Raw genomic sequence first — 15,866 nt, 5'->3', positions numbered from 1 at the left:
CTGGCAGCACATCACGACACGCTTCAGCGAGGAGACACGATGCAACTGACGATTGACGATCTGCCCGCCGCGATCCGCGCGGCGAAACAGGCGCTGCGCGCCGACCTGCCCGGTTATGCGGTCACGTTCCGCGAGCTGGAAGGCGACATCGCGCGGCAGGTCGACGCGATCCGCCGCGCGCATGCGCATGGCCGCGACGTGATTCCGGTCGTGCCGTTCGCGGATATCGCGGGCGGCGCCGTCGATCCGCACGCGATTGCCGCGATCCGCGCGCATGGTGCGGTCGTGATTCGCGGCGTGTTCGATGCGCGGCAGGCGCGCGACTGGAACGACGAGATCGGCGCGTATCTGGATTCGAACCGTTTCACCGACCGGCTGCATGCGCGCGCCGAGGATCGCTATTTCGGCAATCTCGCGTCGGGCAAGCCGCAGATCTACGGCGTCTACTGGTCGAAGCCGCAGGTGGCCGCGCGCCAGTCGCCGGCGCTCACGCAGGCGCGCGTGTTCCTGAACCGTTTGTGGCGGCATGCGGACGGCGCGCGTACGCATTTCGATCCCGACCAGGTGCCCGCCTATGCGGACCGGATTCGCCGCCGGCCGCCGGGTTCGACGTCGCTCGGGCTGTCGCCGCATGTCGACGGCGGCTCCGTCGAACGCTGGCTCGGCGCGAACTTCCGCCAGGTCTATCGCCACGTGCTGGCCGGCCGCTGGCGCGATTACGACCCGTTCGACGCCGCATTCCGTCCCGACGTCGAGGAGATTCCGTCGCCGGCCGTGTGTTCGATGTTTCGCACGTTCCAGGGCTGGACCGCGCTGACGCCGCAGGGGCCCGGCGACGGCACGCTGCAACTGATTCCGGTCGCGAACGCGATGGCCTATGTCGTGCTGCGCGCGCTGCAGGACGACGTCGCCGACGACGACCTGTGCGGCGCGCGTCCCGGCCGCGCGCTGTCGATCCGGCCCGAGTGGCACGCGCTGCTGCTCGACGGGCTGGTGCCGATCCCGCACATGGAGCCGGGCGACGCGGTGTTCTGGCATGGCGACGTCGTGCATGCGGTCGAGGATGCGCATCGCGGCAGCGGCGACAGCAACGTGATGTACATCGCGGCCGCGCCCGGCTGCGCGAAGAACGACGCGTACCTGCGGCGCCAGCAGTCCGCGTTCTTGCGCGGCGAGAGCCCGCCCGATTTCCCGGCCGATCATTTCGAGGTCGAATTCGACGGGCGCGGCGGGGAGGGCGATCTCACGGCGCTCGGCCGTTCGCAGATGGGGTTCGGGCCCGGCGCGTAACGGGCGCGCCGCATACGCAAGCGGTCGTTCGCGATGCGGCGAACGGTCGTCTGCCGAATCCGCTGCGTACTGCGCGCAATTCGACGCAATCGGCTGTCGGCGCAGCCGAAATCGACGCGAATTGCGCAATTTGGCTTCCGATAATGGTCCGGACACAACGCCGCTGCCCCGTGCGCCGCACGGGTGTGGCGATGACCAAGGAGGAGCCGATGCAATTCACGCAAGCGATCGTTCGCCGTCCCGCGCCGTCCTGTGGCGCGGGCCTGACCACCGCCGAACTCGGCGCACCCGACTTCGACAAGACGCTCACGCAGTTCCACGCGTATTGCGACGCGCTGCGCACGCTCGGCGTCGAGCTGACCGAGCTGCCGTCGCTGGACGCATTTCCCGATTCGCATTTCGTCGAGGACGTGGCCGTCGTGACGCCGGAATTCGCTGTGATCACGCGTCCCGGCGCGCCCGCGCGGCGCGGCGAGACGGCGCACATCGAAGCGGCGCTCGCCGCGCATCGCGACCTGCTGCCGATGCAGGACGGCCGTCTCGACGGCGGCGACGTGATGCTGGTGGGCAGGCGTTTCTACATCGGCCTGACCGGCCGCACCGACGCCGAAGGCATCGCCGCGTTCGAAGCGCTCGTGTCGCGCTACGGTTATGCGGTCGTCGCGGTGCCGGTCGGCGCGGGCCTGCACCTGAAGTCGGTCGTCAACGCGCTCGGCGACGACACGCTGCTCGTGACCGAAGCGCTGGCCGCGCACCCGGCGTTCGCCGACTACCGCCGGATCGCAATCTCGGCCGCCGACGAATACGCGGGCAACACGCTGCGCGTGAACGGCACGCTGATCACGCCGGCCGGCTATCCTCGCGTGCACGACGCGATCGCATCGCTCGGGCTGCCGCTGCACGTGATCGATACGAGCGAGTTCCGCAAGATGGATGGAGGCCTGACCTGCTTGTCGCTGCGGTTCTAGCCGATTGGCGCGCGGCCGCTTCGGCCGGATAATGTGGCCCCCGCGCGGAACAGGAGACGTTCCGCGCACCAGCCACGACCCGACCGGAGCGAACGCGGATGACCGACAAGAAGATGCAGCTCGACAAGATCGATCTCCGGATCCTCGACATCCTGCGCACCGACGGACGGATTTCCTACCGGAAGCTGTCGGAGCTCGTGAACCTCACGCCGCGGCCCTGCCAGGCGCGCGTGGAGCGGCTCGAGGCGCTCGGCGTGATCGAAGGCTACCGCGCGGTGATCAACGCGCCGCGCGCGACCAAGCCGATCGTCGTGATCGCGCAGATCGTGCTGGCCGATCACGGGCGTTCGCAGGCGCCGTTCGAGGATGAAATGCGGGCGAATCCGGCCGTGCTCGATTGCTGGCTCGTCAGCGGCACATTCGATTTTCTCGTGCGGCTCGCATGCGAGGATCTCGACGAGTACCGGCGGATCGCGAACGCGTGGCTGGAAAGCCCGCGGTTCCGGATCGAGAAGATCGTGACGACGGCCGAACTGCAGGCGATCAAGCGCAGCGTCGTTTGACGCGGCCGGGAAGGTCCGGTTTCGATGCGAATGACCAGGCCAATCGGTTTGCATTCCGAATCAATCAAGGTGAACACTATGGATGCATTGCAAGCGGCAGCGCAGACGGCCGCGCCGTCCGGGGCGACGTTGAAGCGCCGTCTGCAGGGCCGCCACATCGCGATGATCGCGATCGGCGGCTCGATCGGCACGGGGCTGTTCGTCGCGTCGGGCGCGTCGGTCGCGCAAGCGGGACCGGGCGGGGCGATCGCCGCGTATCTCGCGATCGGGATCATGGTCTACTTCGTCGTCACGGGGCTCGGCGAGATGGCGGCGCTGATGCCCGTGTCGGGCTCGTTCGCGATCTACGGAGAAAAGTACGTCGACGAAGGCTTCGGCGTCGCGCTCGGCTGGACCTACTGGTATAGCTGGGCCGTGACGATCGCGATCGAGCTGGTCGCCGCGCAGATCGTGATGCGCTACTGGTTTCCGGCCGTGCCGGGCGTGTGGTGGGGCGCGGCCTTCCTCGTGCTGATCTTCCTGCTGAATACGTTGTCGGTGCGCGGCTTCGGCGAATCGGAATACTGGTTCTCGCTGATCAAGGTCGTCACCGTGATCGCGTTCATCGCGGCCGGGCTGCTGATCGCGGCCGGCGTGCTAGCCAGCGGGCATTCCGGCACCGGGCATCCGGTCGGCTGGCGCAACTTCACGACGGGCGAAGCGCCGTTCGTCGGCGGCGTGCACGCGATGATGAGCGTCGCGCTGATCGCGGGATTCTCGTTTCTCGGCACCGAGCTGGTCGGGATCACGGCCGGCGAATCGGAGAATCCGCGCAAGACGATCCCGCGCGCGGTGAAGCAGATCTTCTGGCGGATCATGCTGTTCTACGTGCTCGCGATCTTCGTGATCGGCCTGCTCGTGCCGTACACGGATCCGAACCTGCTGAAGAGCGACGTGACCGACATCGGCGTCAGCCCGTTCACGCTGGTGTTCAGCCATGCGGGCTTTCCGCTCGCCGCCGGCGCAATGAATCTCGTGATCCTGACGGCCGTGCTGTCGGCCGGTAATTCCGGCACCTACGCGGCGACGCGGATGCTGTACAACCTCGCATCGGAAGGGCGGGCGCCGGCGATGTTCGCGACGCTGTCGCCGGGCGGCGTGCCGCGCAACGCGCTGTACGCGACGATGGCCGTCGGCGGGCTGTGTTTCCTCACGTCGCTGACCAACAACCAGAGCATCTATCTGTGGCTGCTGAATACGGTCGGCATTACGGGTTTCATCGCGTGGCTCGGCATCGCGGTCTGCCATTACCGGTTCCGCAAGGGCTTCCTGAAGCAGGGCTACCGTCTCGATCAGTTGCCGTATCGCGCGAAATGGTTTCCGTTCGGTCCGCTGTTCGCGATCGCGATCTGCATCGTGATCTCGCTCGGGCAGGATTACCAGGCGTTCTTCGCGGCCCGCATCGACTGGATGGAAGTGCTGTCGATCTATGTGTGGATTCCGCTGTTCGTCGCGATCTGGTTCGCGTATCGGCGTGCACGCAAGAGCCGGCTCGTGCGCTATGAGGAGATGGACATCGGGCCGTGGCTGACGCGCTCGGTCGAGGCCGTCGACGCGGCGGCGGACCCGCGCGAGCGAGCGCGCGACGCGTAGTGCGCTGCGTGCGGCCGACCGCGTGACGGCCGGCCGCACACCGGGATACCATCGCGGTTCGCGCGGCGTGTCGCTCAGGGCCTGCTGCACGCCGCGCATTTCCCGATCGATTTCGCGTCCAGCACACAACATGACAACACAGCCGAACCGCGTTTCTTCCCAGTCACTTGCCGCCGGCGCCAGCGTGCGCGAGATAGCCGATGCGGTGCGCACGGCCGGACGGCGTGCCGTCGATGTCGCCGGAGACGCGCTCGCGCGTCTCGCGGCGATCGCGCCGCTCAATGCGATGGTGCACGTCGATGCCGATCTCGCGCGCCGCACGGCCGAGCGTGTCGATGCTCGCGTCGCGCAAGGCGACGCGCTGCCGCTTGCCGGTGTGCCGTTCGTGATCAAGGACAACCTCGATACCGTCGCGATGCCGACGCTCGGCGCGAGCCCGGCGGTGAGCGGCTATCGTGCGGCGGAAGACGCGCTCACGGTGCGGCGCCTGCTCGACGCCGGCGCGGTGCCGCTGGGCAAGGCGAACATGCACGAACTCGCATTCGGCATCACGAGCGGCAACCGGCATTTCGGCGCGGTCGGCAATCCGCATGACCCGCGGCGCATCGCCGGCGGGTCGAGCGGCGGCACGGCGGCGGCCGTCGCGGCCGGCATCCCGTTCGGTCTCGGCACCGACACCGGCGGATCGGTGCGGATTCCGGCGGCATTCTGCGGCGTGTACGGGCTGCGGCCGTCCGCGCAGCGCTATTCGCCGCGCGGCGTGCTGTCGCTGTCGCCCACGCGCGATACGGTCGGACCGATCGGCCAGGGCATCGACGACCTGCTGCTGCTCGACGCCGTGCTGACGCGCGACGACAGCACGGCCGTCGCGCCCGAATGGCGCCGCCTGCGCATCGGCATGCCCGGTGCGCCTTACTTCGACGCGCTCGACCCGGGCGTCGCGGCCTGCATCGAGCGTGCGCTCGCGTCGTTCGCGGCGGCCGGTGCGACACTCGTGCCGCTGCCGGCGATGCCGCTGCACGAGGCGAGCGCCGCATGCGGCTTTCCGATCGCCGCGTTCGAGGCGAACCGGTACTGGCGCCGTTTCGCGGCGGAACGGCTCGGCATTCCGTTCGAGATGTTCGTCGAGCGGATCGGGAGCGACGACGTGCGCGACATCTTCCGGTCGTTCGTGTCCGCGCCGATCGATGCCGGCGCCTATGCGGAAGCGATCGTGTGCCGTCGGCATCTCGTGCACTGGTACGACGACGCATTCGGCACGCCGGTCGACTGCATCGCGATGCCAACGGTGCCGGGCGAGCCGCCGTCGCTCAACGACGTGGCCGCGATGACGGCCGGGCAGGGCGCGGCGCTGTTCGAGCGCGTCGTGCGCCAGACGTCGCCGGCGACACTCGCCGGCGTGCCGTCCGTGTCGATCCCGGCCGGGTGCTCCGCGCAAACGGGGCTGCCGGTCGGACTGATGCTGGAAGGGCCGTGGGGCAGCGATCGTCGCCTGCTGGCGATCGCGCGCCGGATCGACGCGCGGCTGCGGGAGGGCGCGACGGCCAGCTGAGCCGCCGCGTTCAGGCCAGGTAGGCCTTCATGAAGTCGACCCACGCGCGCACCTTCTGCGGCACGTGCGGGGTCGACGGGTACAGCGCGTAGACGGCCTGCGGCGGAAACCGGTAGTCGGGGAGCGCGTCGACCAGCGCACCGCTCGCGAGGTCGTCGCGCACGAGCCATTCGGGCAGCAGCGCGACGCCGCTGCCTTGTCGCGCGAGCACGCGCAGCACCGACGCGTTGTCGACGACCAAGCGCGGCTTGGCGCCCGGTTGAAATGCGTGCGGGTTGCCGTCGCGATCCGCGAGCGTCCAGGTGGCGATCCGCTCGAGCCGCGTGTGGCCGAGCTGCGGCAGGCGCGCCAGCACGTCGGGCGAATCGATGCGCGACAGGCCGGCCGCGGCGAGCAGCGACGGGGCGATCACGGGCCGCACTTCATAGGTCGCAAGACACGCGCCCCGGTACGGCAGGTCCTGGAACTGTTCGAGGCGCCCGAGCCGGATCGCGACGTCGACGCGCTCGCGCACCAGATCGACCTGCGACGCATGCGTCTCGAGCCGCACGCGCAGCGCGGGATGGCGCTGCATGAATACGTGCAGCGCCGGTGCGACGACCATCGTCCCGTACTCGACGGTCGACGTCACGCGCAGCACGCCGTGCATCCCGCCGTGCTCGCTGCGGGCGTCGTCGATCGCGCTCTCGGCTTCCTCCAGCACGCGCAGGCAGCGCGCATAAAAGCGCTCGCCCGCGTCGGTCAGCTCGACGCGCCGCGTCGTGCGCGTGAGCAGCGTGACGCCGAGCTCGGTTTCCAGCTGCTTGATGTTGAAGCTGACCGCCGCCCGGGCCTGATTCAACTGGGCGGCGGCGGCCGTAAACGACCCCGATTCCACGACGGCGCGGAAGACGGCGAAACGATCGAGACTCACCATGGCATGTCGGTTGCTTTGCGAAAAACCGACATGTTGCCCTGATTGTCAAAATTTTTCGACCAGTCTTGCCGGCCGGGCGGTCTTATCGACGCGTGCGCCGAACCTTACACTGCGGCGTTTCGTTCGTCTTCCGCCGTCATGACCGATCGCTCGAAAATTGCCGCTGTCTACCTGCTCGGGTTCGCGATCGACCTCGCCAACATGTTCGTCATCAATGCCGCGTACCCGACGATCCAGCGCGAGCTGCACGCATCGGTCGCCCAACTGGCGTGGATCGGCAACATGTACGTGCTCGGGCTGACCGTCGTGATCCCGCTCGGCACGTGGCTCGCGCGGCGTTTCGGCGAGCGCCGGCTGCTGATCGCGTCGCTGCTGCTGTTCGCGTTCGGCAGCCTCGGGGTCGGGCTGTCGGCGTCGATCGGCGCGCTGCTGGCGTGGCGGCTGATCCAGGGGCTCGGCGGCGGGCTGCTGATTCCGGTCGGGCAGACGATGGCTTATCGTGCGTATCCGCCCGATGCGCGCGCGCACCTGACGTCGATCGTGATGATGGTTGCGCTGCTCGTGCCGGCGTTGTCGCCGGCGCTCGGCGGCGTGATCGTCGATCGCGCGTCGTGGCGCGCGATCTTCTTCGGCATGCTGCCGCTGGCCGCGGCCGCCAGCGTGCTCGCGTTCGCGTGGCTGCCGCCCGACGACGCGAGCGAACGCCCGGCGGCGCTCGATGTGCGCGGCCTCGCGTTGAGCGCCGTGGCGCTCGTCGCGCTGCTGCTCGGCCTGACGTTCGCGGGGCAACCGGGGGCGGCCCGCCAAGCGATCGCGCCGCTCGCGATCGCGCTCGTCGCCGGCGGCGCATACGTCGCGCATGCGCGACGCGCGGCCGCGCCGCTGCTCGACCTGAGCCTGGTCACGCAGCCGCTGCTGCGGATCGGCCTGATCGTCTACCTGTGCGTGCCGGGCGTGTTCACCGGTGTGAACCTGGTCGCGGCGCTGTATCTGCAGAACACGCTGGGGCTCAGCGCGACGCATACGGGCGCGCTGATGGTGCCGTGGGCGATCGCGTCGTTCGTCGCGATCGCGACGACGCGCCGCTGTTTCCCGAAGTGGGGCGCGAGGCCGCTGTTCATGTGCGGGATCGTGATCGACGGGATCGGCATCGCGCTGCTCGCGACCCCGCTCGCCGGTTTTGAGGCCGGACGCGTGCTGGCTTTCGTCGCGATGGGGCTCGGCGCCAGCATGTGCACGAGCACGTCGCAAAGCGCGGCGTTCCTCGACGTGCCTGCCGCGCGGATGGGAGATGCGAGCGCGCTCTGGAACATCAACCGGCAGTTGAGCTTCTGCCTCGGCGTCGCGGTGCTGGGCAGCGCACTGAATTTCCTGCTGTCGATGCACGGCGACGACGCGCGGCTGCCGTACCAGCAGTGCTTCGGCCTGGCCGCGTTGCTGACGCTGCTGCCGCTGCCGTTCGTCGCGCGCGTCGCGGGGCGCCGCGCGCCTGCCGGGCAGCCGGTTTCCCAACGTTCGTGAGTATCGAGATGAATTGGTCAAACCCGTTTTTCCAGGAAGTCGTCGGCGCGCATGTCGACATCGAGCAATGGCTGTCCGGCAGCGCCGCACGCGACGGTCTCGCGCCGCTGCTCGCGCGTTTTTCGCGGCGTTTCTCGATGATTTCGCTGCAGGGGCATGCGCTGGACTTCGCCGACATCGACGTCCTGTTCTCGCGCGGCTTCGGCGCGCGTCCCGGCCTGCGGATCGCGATCGACGAACTGCACGAAGTGAGCGCCTGGCAGGGCGGCGCGGCGATCGCCTATCGCGAGACGCAAGTCGACGGAGAGGGGCGGCGCAGCGTCCGCCGTTCGACCGTCGTGTTCGAGCGTGACGCGAGCGGCCGCATCGGCTGGCTGCGCCTGCACGAAACACCGGTGACGGGCTGACCGTCACCGCCACGCGTGCCGCCGGGTGCCCGGCGGCACGCGCACGCTGCCCGAGCGGTACCCAAGACTAGAAACCTGAGAGATGACCATAAAAGCAATCGAATCCGCGTGCCGCGACGGCGCGCGGCGGCAGCGCGTCCGCGGCTGGAGGTGTGCATGACGGCGCAACCGTTCAACGATGCGGTGGCGGCGCTCGTGCGCGAGACCGAGGTGCACAAGGATCTCTACCTGTCGCCGCGGATCTTCGAGCTGGAAATGCGCCACCTGTTCGCGAACACGTGGGTCTATGTCGGCCACGTCAGCCAGATTCCGGATACCGGCGACTACGTGACGACGACGATCGGCGCCGAGCCGGTCGTGATGGTGCGCCACGTCGACGGATCGGTGCGTGTGCTGCACAACCGCTGTTCGCACAAGGGCACGCAGCTCGTGACCGATGCATGCGGCAATACGGGCACGTTCTTCCGTTGTCCGTACCATGCATGGTCGTACCGGACCGACGGCAGTCTCTATGCGATCCCGCTGCGGCGCGGCTACGAGAACACCGGCTTCGAATCGTGCGAGGCGAGCAAGGGCATGCAGGCGGTCGGCGCGACCCATGACCATCGCGGCTTCGTGTTCTGCCGCCTGAATCCGTCGGGTGTCGATTTCCACGACTATTTCGGCGATGCGCTGTCGTCGCTCGACAACCTGGTCGACCGCTCGCCGGAAGGGCGTGTTGAGGTCGCGGGCGGCGTGTTCCGGTACGTGCACGCGTGCAACTGGAAGATGCTGGTCGAGAACCAGACCGACACCTGCCATCCGATGGTCGCGCACGAGTCGTCGGCCGGCACGGCCGTGCGCGTGTGGGAGCGCGACGGCGCGGAAGGTGCGAAGCCGATGGCGGTCGAGCTGCTGGAGCCGTTCATCCAGCCGCATGCGTTCTTCGAGCAGATGGGGCTGCGCGTGTGGCCCAACGGACACGGCCACACCGGCACCGCCGATTCGATCCATGCGCGCTATACGCCGATTCCCGGGTATCACGAGAAGATGGTGGCGGCTTACGGCGAAGCGCGTGCGGCGCGCATTCTCGGCGAGGCCCGTCACAACACGGTGCTGTTTCCGAACGCGATGGTGAAGGGGCCGATCCAGATCCTGCGCGTGTTCAAGCCGCTCGCGGCCGACCGCACGCTGGTGGAGTCGTGGTCGTTCCGTCTCGTCGGCGCGCCCGATTCGCTGTTCGAGCGCACGCTTGCATACAACCGGCTGATCAACGCGCCGACGTCGATCGTCGCGCACGACGATCTCGAGATGTACGAACGCGCGCAGCGCGGCCTCGCGACGCAGTCGCGCGACTGGGTGCACGTGGGGCGGTTGTTCGATCCGCAGGAGTTCGCGCAGCCGACGTCGGAAACGAACGGCACCAGCGAGCAGCAGATCCGCAACCAGTTCCGCGCGTGGCTGCGCTACATCGTGCCCGCATCGACGAAGGAGGCGGCCGATGCGCACCTTTCCGCACGATGAACTCGCCGCGTTCGTCTACCACGAGGCGCGCCTGCTCGACGAGCGGCGCTACGAAGACTGGCTTGCGCTCTACGCGGACGACGCGCGCTACTGGATGCCGCTGTCGCCGGACCAGCCCGACACCGGGCTGCACGGCGCGCTGATGGACGAGGACCGGCTGCTGCTGCGCATCCGCATCGAACGCCTGGCCGGCCGCCGCACGTTTTCGCAGCAGCCGGCGAGCCGCGGCCACCATCTGCTCCAGCAGCCGCAGGTCGAGCATGCCGACCGCGGGCGCGGCGTGTACGTACTGCGCACGCCGTTCCATTACGTCGAAGCGCGGCGCGACGAGCAGACCCTGTTCGCCGGCTGGTACACGCATGAACTCGCGGTGCGCGACGACGCGTTGCGCATCCGCGTGAAGCGCGTCGACCTCGTCAACGCCGACGCACCGCTCGGCAGCATCCACCTGCCCGTATGAGCGCGGGTCCGCGCATCCGGCTTCTACCTTTGATCCCGATCCCATGAACGCCCCTGAACGCCTGCCGCACACGCTACCGTACATCGACTCGCTGTACGACTACGGCGCTTTCCTGTCCCGCACCGGCGGCCGTCTCGGCACGCTGCCGGCCGAAGGCGCGCACGATGCACGGATCGCGATCGTCGGCGCGGGCGTCGGCGGCCTCGTCGCGGCGTGCGAACTGTTGCGCGCGGGTGCCCGGCAGGTCGTCGTGTTCGAGGCGAACCGGGCGCGCGTTGGAGGCCGCCTGCTGACCCAGTCGATCAACCCCGATCATCCGCATCTGCTCGCGGAAATGGGCGCGATGCGCTTTCCGCCGTCGCAGGCCGCGCTCTACCACTACCTCGACCGGTTCGGCGTCGACAGCGCATCGGCGTTTCCCGACCCGGGCATCGTCGATACGGAGATCCACTACCAGGGCCACGCGTATCGCTGGCCGGCCGGCGATGCGCCGCCCGCACTGTTCGAGCGCGTCGATCGCGGCTGGCGCGCGTTCATCCGCGACGGCGTGCGGCTCGACGACGGCACGCTGCTGCCCGCGCCGGCCGAACTGACGGCACTGCTGCGCGCGCATCGCTACGACGACGCGCTGCGCGGCTGGCAGCAGTACATCGACCGGTTCGGCGACGAGTCGTTCTATTCGGCGATCGTGAAGATTTTCACGGGCGCAACGCCGCCCGGCGGCGTGCGCTGGCGCAAGGGCGAGGACCTGCGCCTGTTCGGCACGCTCGGCATCGGATCGGGCGGCTTCCAGCCGGTCTATCGCGCGTCGTTCCTCGAAATCCTGCGGATCGTCGTCAACGAGCTCGAGGTCGACCAGCGACTGATCCCGGCCGGCATCTTCGCGCTCGCGCAGGGGCTGCTGGATGACGGCGCCGACGGCGCGCACGTGCGCGACTGCATCGTTTACGCGGCCGTGCGCGGCGTGACGAAGCAGCTCGACGGCACGTTTGCGCTCGCGCTCGACGACGGATCGACGCGCGTGTTCGACCGCGTGATCGTCGCGACCACGACGCGCGCGATGCAGGTCGGCATGGGCATGACGGGCATCGCGAACCTGTTCGCGCCGGACGTCGTCCGTGCGATCAACGAGACGCACATGGTCAGTTCGTCTAAGCTCTTCGTGCTGACCCGAGACAAGTTCTGGCTCAAGCACGGGCTGCCGCACAACATCCAGACCGATACGCTCGCGCGCGGCATCTACTGCCTCGACTACGCGCCCGACGATCCCGACGCGCATGGCGTCGTGCTGATCAGCTACACGTGGGAGGACGATTCGCACAAGATCCTGTCGCTCACGGACAAGGTCGAGCGGTTCAAGCGGCTCGTTGCCGAGATCGGCATCGTGTCGCCGGCGTTCGCCGCGCACCTGCGCCCGCTCGACGACGACTACGCGCGCAACGTCACGAGCCACGACTGGCTGTCGGACCGCTACGCGCTGGGCGCGTTCAAGCTGAACTATCCGGGCGAGGACATCCACTCGCAGGCGCTGTTCTACCAGTTCCAGACGGCGACCGATCCGTCGACCGACCGCGGGATCTATCTGGCCGGCTGCTGCTGTTCGTTCACGGGCGGCTGGATCGAGGGCGCGGTGCAGACCGCGATCAACGCGGCGAGCGCGGTGATCCGCAGCCTCGGCGGCACGCTCGCCGACGGCAATCCGCTCGATGCGATGCGCAGCCGCTATCGGTACGGCGACTGATGCGGCACGCCGCTATTCGTCCAGCTCCGGATAGTGTCGGAAGATTCCCATGTCGTTGAACGGGATGCGGCGCTCCGAGTCGAGATAACGCGCGACGGGAGGATGCCGCGCGACGCGGTCGTGCAGCGCGACGAGCCCCGCGACCTTCCGCTCGGCGCGCTTCATCGCCTTCGGAAACGCGTAGCGCAGCCCGTCGATCAGCTGGAACATCGACAGGTCCGCATAGCTGAGCGCGCTGCCGGCGATATAGCCGCTCCTGTGCGGATTCCGTTCGAGCACGCGATCGAAATAGCCGAGGAATTTCGGTAGCCGATTCTCGAGGAAATCGGTCGCGCGCTCGGCCGCTTCCGCTTTCTGGTCCTCGTAGTACAGGCCGCTTGCGATCGGATGATGGGTGTCGTGGATCTCGGTGACGAAATCGGCGACGGTCAGCTGGAGCTGGTGCACCCATAGCCGGCCGGCCTCGTCGTCGGGCGCGAGCCCGAGCCGCGCGCCGAGGAACAGCAGGATATTTGCGGTCTGCCCGACGACCACATCGCCGGCCTTCAGGAACGGCGGCGCGAACGGCACGCATTCCGCTTTCGTGCTGTCCATCATGCGCATCATCGCCGACACGCCCATGCCGCGGCCCGATTCGCGCGCGACGTCGACATAGTCGGCTTCGGCCGCCTCGAGCGCGAGCCGCACATATTCGCCGCGGCCCTGGATCTCGGGCCAGTAATAGAGTTCGTATCGCATGCTGTTCTCCTGTCCAGTTGAACCGGATGCTTGAGCTATCGTGACAACCGAGCGGCCGTGCGCGGTCCGCCGCGAATAGACAGTCTAGGCAATCGCAAGAAAAGTGCTGCCCGTCATGCGCCGCGGTTGCCGCGTTCGCCGCCTTCGGGGCCGTAGAAGAACACCCAGGTCGAGAAGTCGTCGGAGAAACCGACGAAGCGGTGCTCCGCGTGCGCAGGGACGAACAGCGCGTCGCCGGCTGCGACGTCGCATTCGCGTCCGTCGACGACGAAGCGCGACGTGCCGGTGGTGATCACGTAGACCTCGTCGCGCGCATGCGGCTTCTGCTTGTCCTCGATACGCGGCCGGTACAGCTCGACGTCGAGCGTGCCGTGCTGAAACAACGTCGTGAACAGCGTGCCTTCTTCGTCGAGGCGAGCAAGCGATTCGTTCAGGCCGAGCTTCATCGTGGTGGGCTCCGGGTCGGATCGTGGGGGCGTGCGTCGCGCCATCGTAACGCGAATTCCGGAGATCGCCGTGCAGTGCGCGACCATGCGCGCGAATCGCATGCTCGCCACCGGTGAAACGGTGGCTGCGTTCTCTCGCCACGGATGAAACGCGCTCGTCCATCGATGAAACGGCATGACGATCGCCTGCATTCGATCGACAGGTTCACCGCAATTTAATAAACACCCACTACGATCCAGCATCGTCGATCGACAGAGCGCAGCGATCCGATCCGTGCGTCGATCCTGTCGCCCGTCTCCCAATCGCGCGACGTGCCCGATTGTCCTTTCCCGTGAACCCGCGATTTGCAACGCCGCGACCTGCTGCCGGCGTTGTTCGCATCGTTTCGTATCTCTTATGAATCTGAATTCGTCGGCTTCTTCACGCAGAAAATTTCTTGCCGCCGCACCCGCCGTTGCGGCGGCACCGCTGCTGAGCGCATGCGGTGGCGACGACGTCACGTCGGCGCCCATCACCGATAGCGCACTTGCCGTACAGATGTCCGCGAAGCTGAACGCGCAGCTCGGCGACGCGGCGACGGTCAATGCGATCGTGCCGGCGATGACCGATGTCGGCTTCACCTGGGATCTGCCGACGGTGCCGGCCGCGCAGATCGGCGCGATCGTCGCATACAGCTTCGGCAACCGTCCGAACGCGGCGAGCGGCAACACGTCGAGCACGGGCGGCAACCAGTCCGCGCTGCCCGATCCGGGGCCGGTCAACGAAGCGCTCGCGGACGCGGTCTATCGCATCCATCAGCTGAAGCCCGTCAAGGTCTACGCGCAGTGGGAGATCGCGCGCTTTCTCGTATCGAAATACGGGATGGGCGCCGACGTACTGTCGTCGATCGAACCGACGATCGCGAGCGACGGCACGATCGTGTACCTGAGCACGGCCGGCGTCGCGGCGGTGGCCGTGTCGCGCGCCGGCGGCGCGGCCGCGATGGGCGCCGTCGCGGTGGTCGGCCATCGCGATCATGCGAAGCGCTGCATCCAGACTTCGCGGCAGGCGGGCATGAATGCGGCTGCCGTTGCCGAGGTGCCGCTCCCGACGCTCTACGACCCGCAATCGGGCCAGCCGTGGACGCGCAACCGCAGCCTCTACCTCGTGCACGACATGTATGCGCAGATGCTCGGCCGCGCGATGGCCGCGACGATGCAGGCGTTCCCGAAGGGCTGACGCCTTCCGCTCTCCACTCGATTCTCATGACCATGACGACCCGCCGCCATTTCCTGGCTTCTACTTCCGCGCTCGCCGCATCGTGCGCGGCCGCCACGCCCGTGTTCGCGAGCGACGCGCCGGCCTCCGATGCCGAGCTGCAGCGCCAGATGCTCGGCAAGTTGACGACCGAGCTGAACGATCGCGCAACGGCCGCCGACGAGACCGGCTACCTGTTCGACACCTTCTTTTCGTGGGCACCGCCGACCGTCGATGCGAGCCTCATCCGCACGATCGTCGCGTACGGCTTCGGCAGCCGTGCGGCGGCGTCCGGCACCGTGCCCGTACCGGGGCCCGTGAACGAAGCGATCGCCGATGCCGTGTTCCGGCTTCGCCAGACGATTGCGGCGCCGGTCTTCGCGCAGCAGGAAGTGGCGGCCGTGCTCGCGTCGAAGTACGGGCTGACGAGCGGCGTGACGTCGATCGCGACGCCTGCGGCGGTCGCCGGCAGCCCGATACCGACGCCCGACGGCGTCGCCGCCGCGATCGTCAGGCAGGCCGGCTCGGCCGCGGCGCTCGGCACGGTCGCGATCGTCACGCACGCGGATCAGGCGTCGATCGCGGTGCGTGTGTCGAATGCGGCGGGGATGCAGGCGGCGGTGCCGGCCGGGCTGGCGCTGCCGACGTTCTACGACACGTCCGCGCAGCAGCCGGCGATGCGCCGCCGCGATCTCTACCTGATGAGCAACGCCGGCATGCAGCTCGCGATGCTGCGGCTCGACCTGATCAATCGCGAATATCCGAACGGCTGAGGCAGTCGGGTTCCGGCCCGTCGCGCCCGGTCCGGGCGACGCGATCCGCGATCGAGGTCATCCGGGCCCGGCGCGCCTCATTTGCCGGGTAATGCCGATACAGGTATTGGCACTACCAG

The 15,866-nt window shown here is 68.3% G+C and carries 15 protein-coding genes; 12 read left to right on the top strand and 3 right to left on the bottom strand.

Annotation, left to right across the window (positions count from 1 at the left end):
- The first annotated feature begins 39 nt into the window (after positions 1-39).
- From OEJ37_RS17105 to iaaH, 5 genes are all read left to right on the top strand, one after another.
- Positions 40-1,290 carry a DUF1479 domain-containing protein gene (locus tag OEJ37_RS17105; protein ID WP_263344955.1) on the top strand — a complete coding sequence of 417 codons (1,251 nt, stop codon included), beginning with the start codon at positions 40-42 and terminating at the stop codon, positions 1,288-1,290.
- Positions 1,291-1,499: 209 nt separating this feature from the next.
- Entirely contained in the window at positions 1,500-2,258 is a 759-nt protein-coding gene (locus OEJ37_RS17100) for a dimethylarginine dimethylaminohydrolase family protein (RefSeq protein WP_263344954.1), read from the top strand.
- Positions 2,259-2,356: 98 nt separating this feature from the next.
- On the top strand, positions 2,357-2,821 hold the full coding sequence (locus OEJ37_RS17095; RefSeq protein WP_124486396.1) for an Lrp/AsnC family transcriptional regulator: 465 nt from the start codon (positions 2,357-2,359) through the stop codon (positions 2,819-2,821).
- Between the two features lie 78 nt (positions 2,822-2,899).
- Positions 2,900-4,453: an amino acid permease gene (locus OEJ37_RS17090; protein ID WP_263344953.1), complete on the top strand. Its 1,554-nt coding sequence runs from the start codon at positions 2,900-2,902 to the stop codon at positions 4,451-4,453.
- Between the two features lie 130 nt (positions 4,454-4,583).
- Positions 4,584-6,005: an indoleacetamide hydrolase gene (gene iaaH, locus OEJ37_RS17085; RefSeq protein WP_263344951.1), complete on the top strand. Its 1,422-nt coding sequence runs from the start codon at positions 4,584-4,586 to the stop codon at positions 6,003-6,005.
- A 10-nt stretch (positions 6,006-6,015) separates the two neighbouring features.
- Here the strand turns inward: iaaH and OEJ37_RS17080 are convergent, their stop codons facing one another.
- Entirely contained in the window at positions 6,016-6,921 is a 906-nt protein-coding gene (locus OEJ37_RS17080) for a LysR family transcriptional regulator (RefSeq protein WP_263344950.1), read from the bottom strand.
- A gap of 138 nt (positions 6,922-7,059) precedes the next feature.
- Between OEJ37_RS17080 and OEJ37_RS17075 the strand changes: the two genes are divergently transcribed.
- From OEJ37_RS17075 to OEJ37_RS17055, 5 genes are all read left to right on the top strand, one after another.
- On the top strand, positions 7,060-8,442 hold the full coding sequence (locus tag OEJ37_RS17075; RefSeq protein WP_263344949.1) for an MFS transporter: 1,383 nt from the start codon (positions 7,060-7,062) through the stop codon (positions 8,440-8,442).
- Between the two features lie 8 nt (positions 8,443-8,450).
- A complete protein-coding gene (locus tag OEJ37_RS17070) occupies positions 8,451-8,849 on the top strand; it encodes a DUF4440 domain-containing protein (protein ID WP_263344948.1) in 399 nt (132 codons plus the stop codon).
- Positions 8,850-9,005: 156 nt separating this feature from the next.
- A complete protein-coding gene (locus OEJ37_RS17065; RefSeq protein ID WP_263344947.1) occupies positions 9,006-10,352 on the top strand; it encodes an aromatic ring-hydroxylating dioxygenase subunit alpha in 1,347 nt (448 codons plus the stop codon).
- Complete coding sequence (locus tag OEJ37_RS17060) at positions 10,330-10,812, top strand: aromatic-ring-hydroxylating dioxygenase subunit beta (protein ID WP_175943181.1); 483 nt, start codon at positions 10,330-10,332, stop codon at positions 10,810-10,812. The genes OEJ37_RS17065 and OEJ37_RS17060 overlap by 23 nt, the downstream gene beginning before the upstream one ends.
- Positions 10,813-10,855: 43 nt before the next feature.
- The gene (locus OEJ37_RS17055) at positions 10,856-12,553 is read left to right on the top strand and encodes a flavin monoamine oxidase family protein (RefSeq protein ID WP_263344945.1); all 1,698 of its coding nucleotides are present in this window, start codon (positions 10,856-10,858) and stop codon (positions 12,551-12,553) included.
- A 12-nt stretch (positions 12,554-12,565) separates the two neighbouring features.
- Here OEJ37_RS17055 and OEJ37_RS17050 read toward each other — a convergent pair whose 3' ends face one another.
- Entirely contained in the window at positions 12,566-13,291 is a 726-nt protein-coding gene (locus OEJ37_RS17050) for a glutathione S-transferase (protein ID WP_263344943.1), read from the bottom strand.
- Between the two features lie 113 nt (positions 13,292-13,404).
- Positions 13,405-13,737: a cupin domain-containing protein gene (locus tag OEJ37_RS17045; protein ID WP_263344941.1), complete on the bottom strand. Its 333-nt coding sequence runs from the start codon at positions 13,735-13,737 to the stop codon at positions 13,405-13,407.
- Between the two features lie 397 nt (positions 13,738-14,134).
- Here OEJ37_RS17045 and OEJ37_RS17040 point away from each other — a divergent pair, with 397 nt between their 5' ends.
- Together OEJ37_RS17040 and OEJ37_RS17035 are read left to right on the top strand one after the other, a co-directional pair.
- Positions 14,135-14,956: a hypothetical protein gene (locus OEJ37_RS17040; RefSeq protein ID WP_263344939.1), complete on the top strand. Its 822-nt coding sequence runs from the start codon at positions 14,135-14,137 to the stop codon at positions 14,954-14,956.
- A gap of 32 nt (positions 14,957-14,988) precedes the next feature.
- The gene (locus tag OEJ37_RS17035) at positions 14,989-15,747 is read left to right on the top strand and encodes a Tat pathway signal protein (protein ID WP_175918674.1); all 759 of its coding nucleotides are present in this window, start codon (positions 14,989-14,991) and stop codon (positions 15,745-15,747) included.
- Positions 15,748-15,866 lie beyond the last annotated feature (119 nt).

Source organism: Burkholderia sp. BKH01, assembly GCF_025685725.1.
Classification (GTDB): Bacteria; Pseudomonadota; Gammaproteobacteria; order Burkholderiales; family Burkholderiaceae; genus Burkholderia; species Burkholderia pyrrocinia_C.
The sequence above is the reverse complement of the archived record's forward strand: the minus strand, read 5'-3'. Positions and strand labels throughout refer to the sequence as shown.

Excerpts from the sequence above, each read along its gene's own strand:
- OEJ37_RS17045 (WP_263344941.1), bottom strand. The coding sequence starts at position 13,737 with ATGAAGCTCGGCCTGAACGAATCGCTTGCTCGCCTCGACGAAGAAGGC.
- OEJ37_RS17060 (WP_175943181.1), top strand. The coding sequence starts at position 10,330 with ATGCGCACCTTTCCGCACGATGAACTCGCCGCGTTCGTCTACCACGAG.
- OEJ37_RS17095 (WP_124486396.1), top strand. The coding sequence starts at position 2,357 with ATGACCGACAAGAAGATGCAGCTCGACAAGATCGATCTCCGGATCCTC.
- OEJ37_RS17075 (WP_263344949.1), top strand. The coding sequence starts at position 7,060 with ATGACCGATCGCTCGAAAATTGCCGCTGTCTACCTGCTCGGGTTCGCG.
- iaaH (WP_263344951.1), top strand. The coding sequence starts at position 4,584 with ATGACAACACAGCCGAACCGCGTTTCTTCCCAGTCACTTGCCGCCGGC.
- OEJ37_RS17090 (WP_263344953.1), top strand. The coding sequence starts at position 2,900 with ATGGATGCATTGCAAGCGGCAGCGCAGACGGCCGCGCCGTCCGGGGCG.
- OEJ37_RS17040 (WP_263344939.1), top strand. The coding sequence starts at position 14,135 with ATGAATCTGAATTCGTCGGCTTCTTCACGCAGAAAATTTCTTGCCGCC.
- OEJ37_RS17050 (WP_263344943.1), bottom strand. The coding sequence starts at position 13,291 with ATGCGATACGAACTCTATTACTGGCCCGAGATCCAGGGCCGCGGCGAA.
- OEJ37_RS17100 (WP_263344954.1), top strand. The coding sequence starts at position 1,500 with ATGCAATTCACGCAAGCGATCGTTCGCCGTCCCGCGCCGTCCTGTGGC.
- OEJ37_RS17105 (WP_263344955.1), top strand. The coding sequence starts at position 40 with ATGCAACTGACGATTGACGATCTGCCCGCCGCGATCCGCGCGGCGAAA.
- OEJ37_RS17055 (WP_263344945.1), top strand. The coding sequence starts at position 10,856 with ATGAACGCCCCTGAACGCCTGCCGCACACGCTACCGTACATCGACTCG.
- OEJ37_RS17065 (WP_263344947.1), top strand. The coding sequence starts at position 9,006 with ATGACGGCGCAACCGTTCAACGATGCGGTGGCGGCGCTCGTGCGCGAG.
- OEJ37_RS17070 (WP_263344948.1), top strand. The coding sequence starts at position 8,451 with ATGAATTGGTCAAACCCGTTTTTCCAGGAAGTCGTCGGCGCGCATGTC.
- OEJ37_RS17035 (WP_175918674.1), top strand. The coding sequence starts at position 14,989 with ATGACGACCCGCCGCCATTTCCTGGCTTCTACTTCCGCGCTCGCCGCA.
- OEJ37_RS17080 (WP_263344950.1), bottom strand. The coding sequence starts at position 6,921 with ATGGTGAGTCTCGATCGTTTCGCCGTCTTCCGCGCCGTCGTGGAATCG.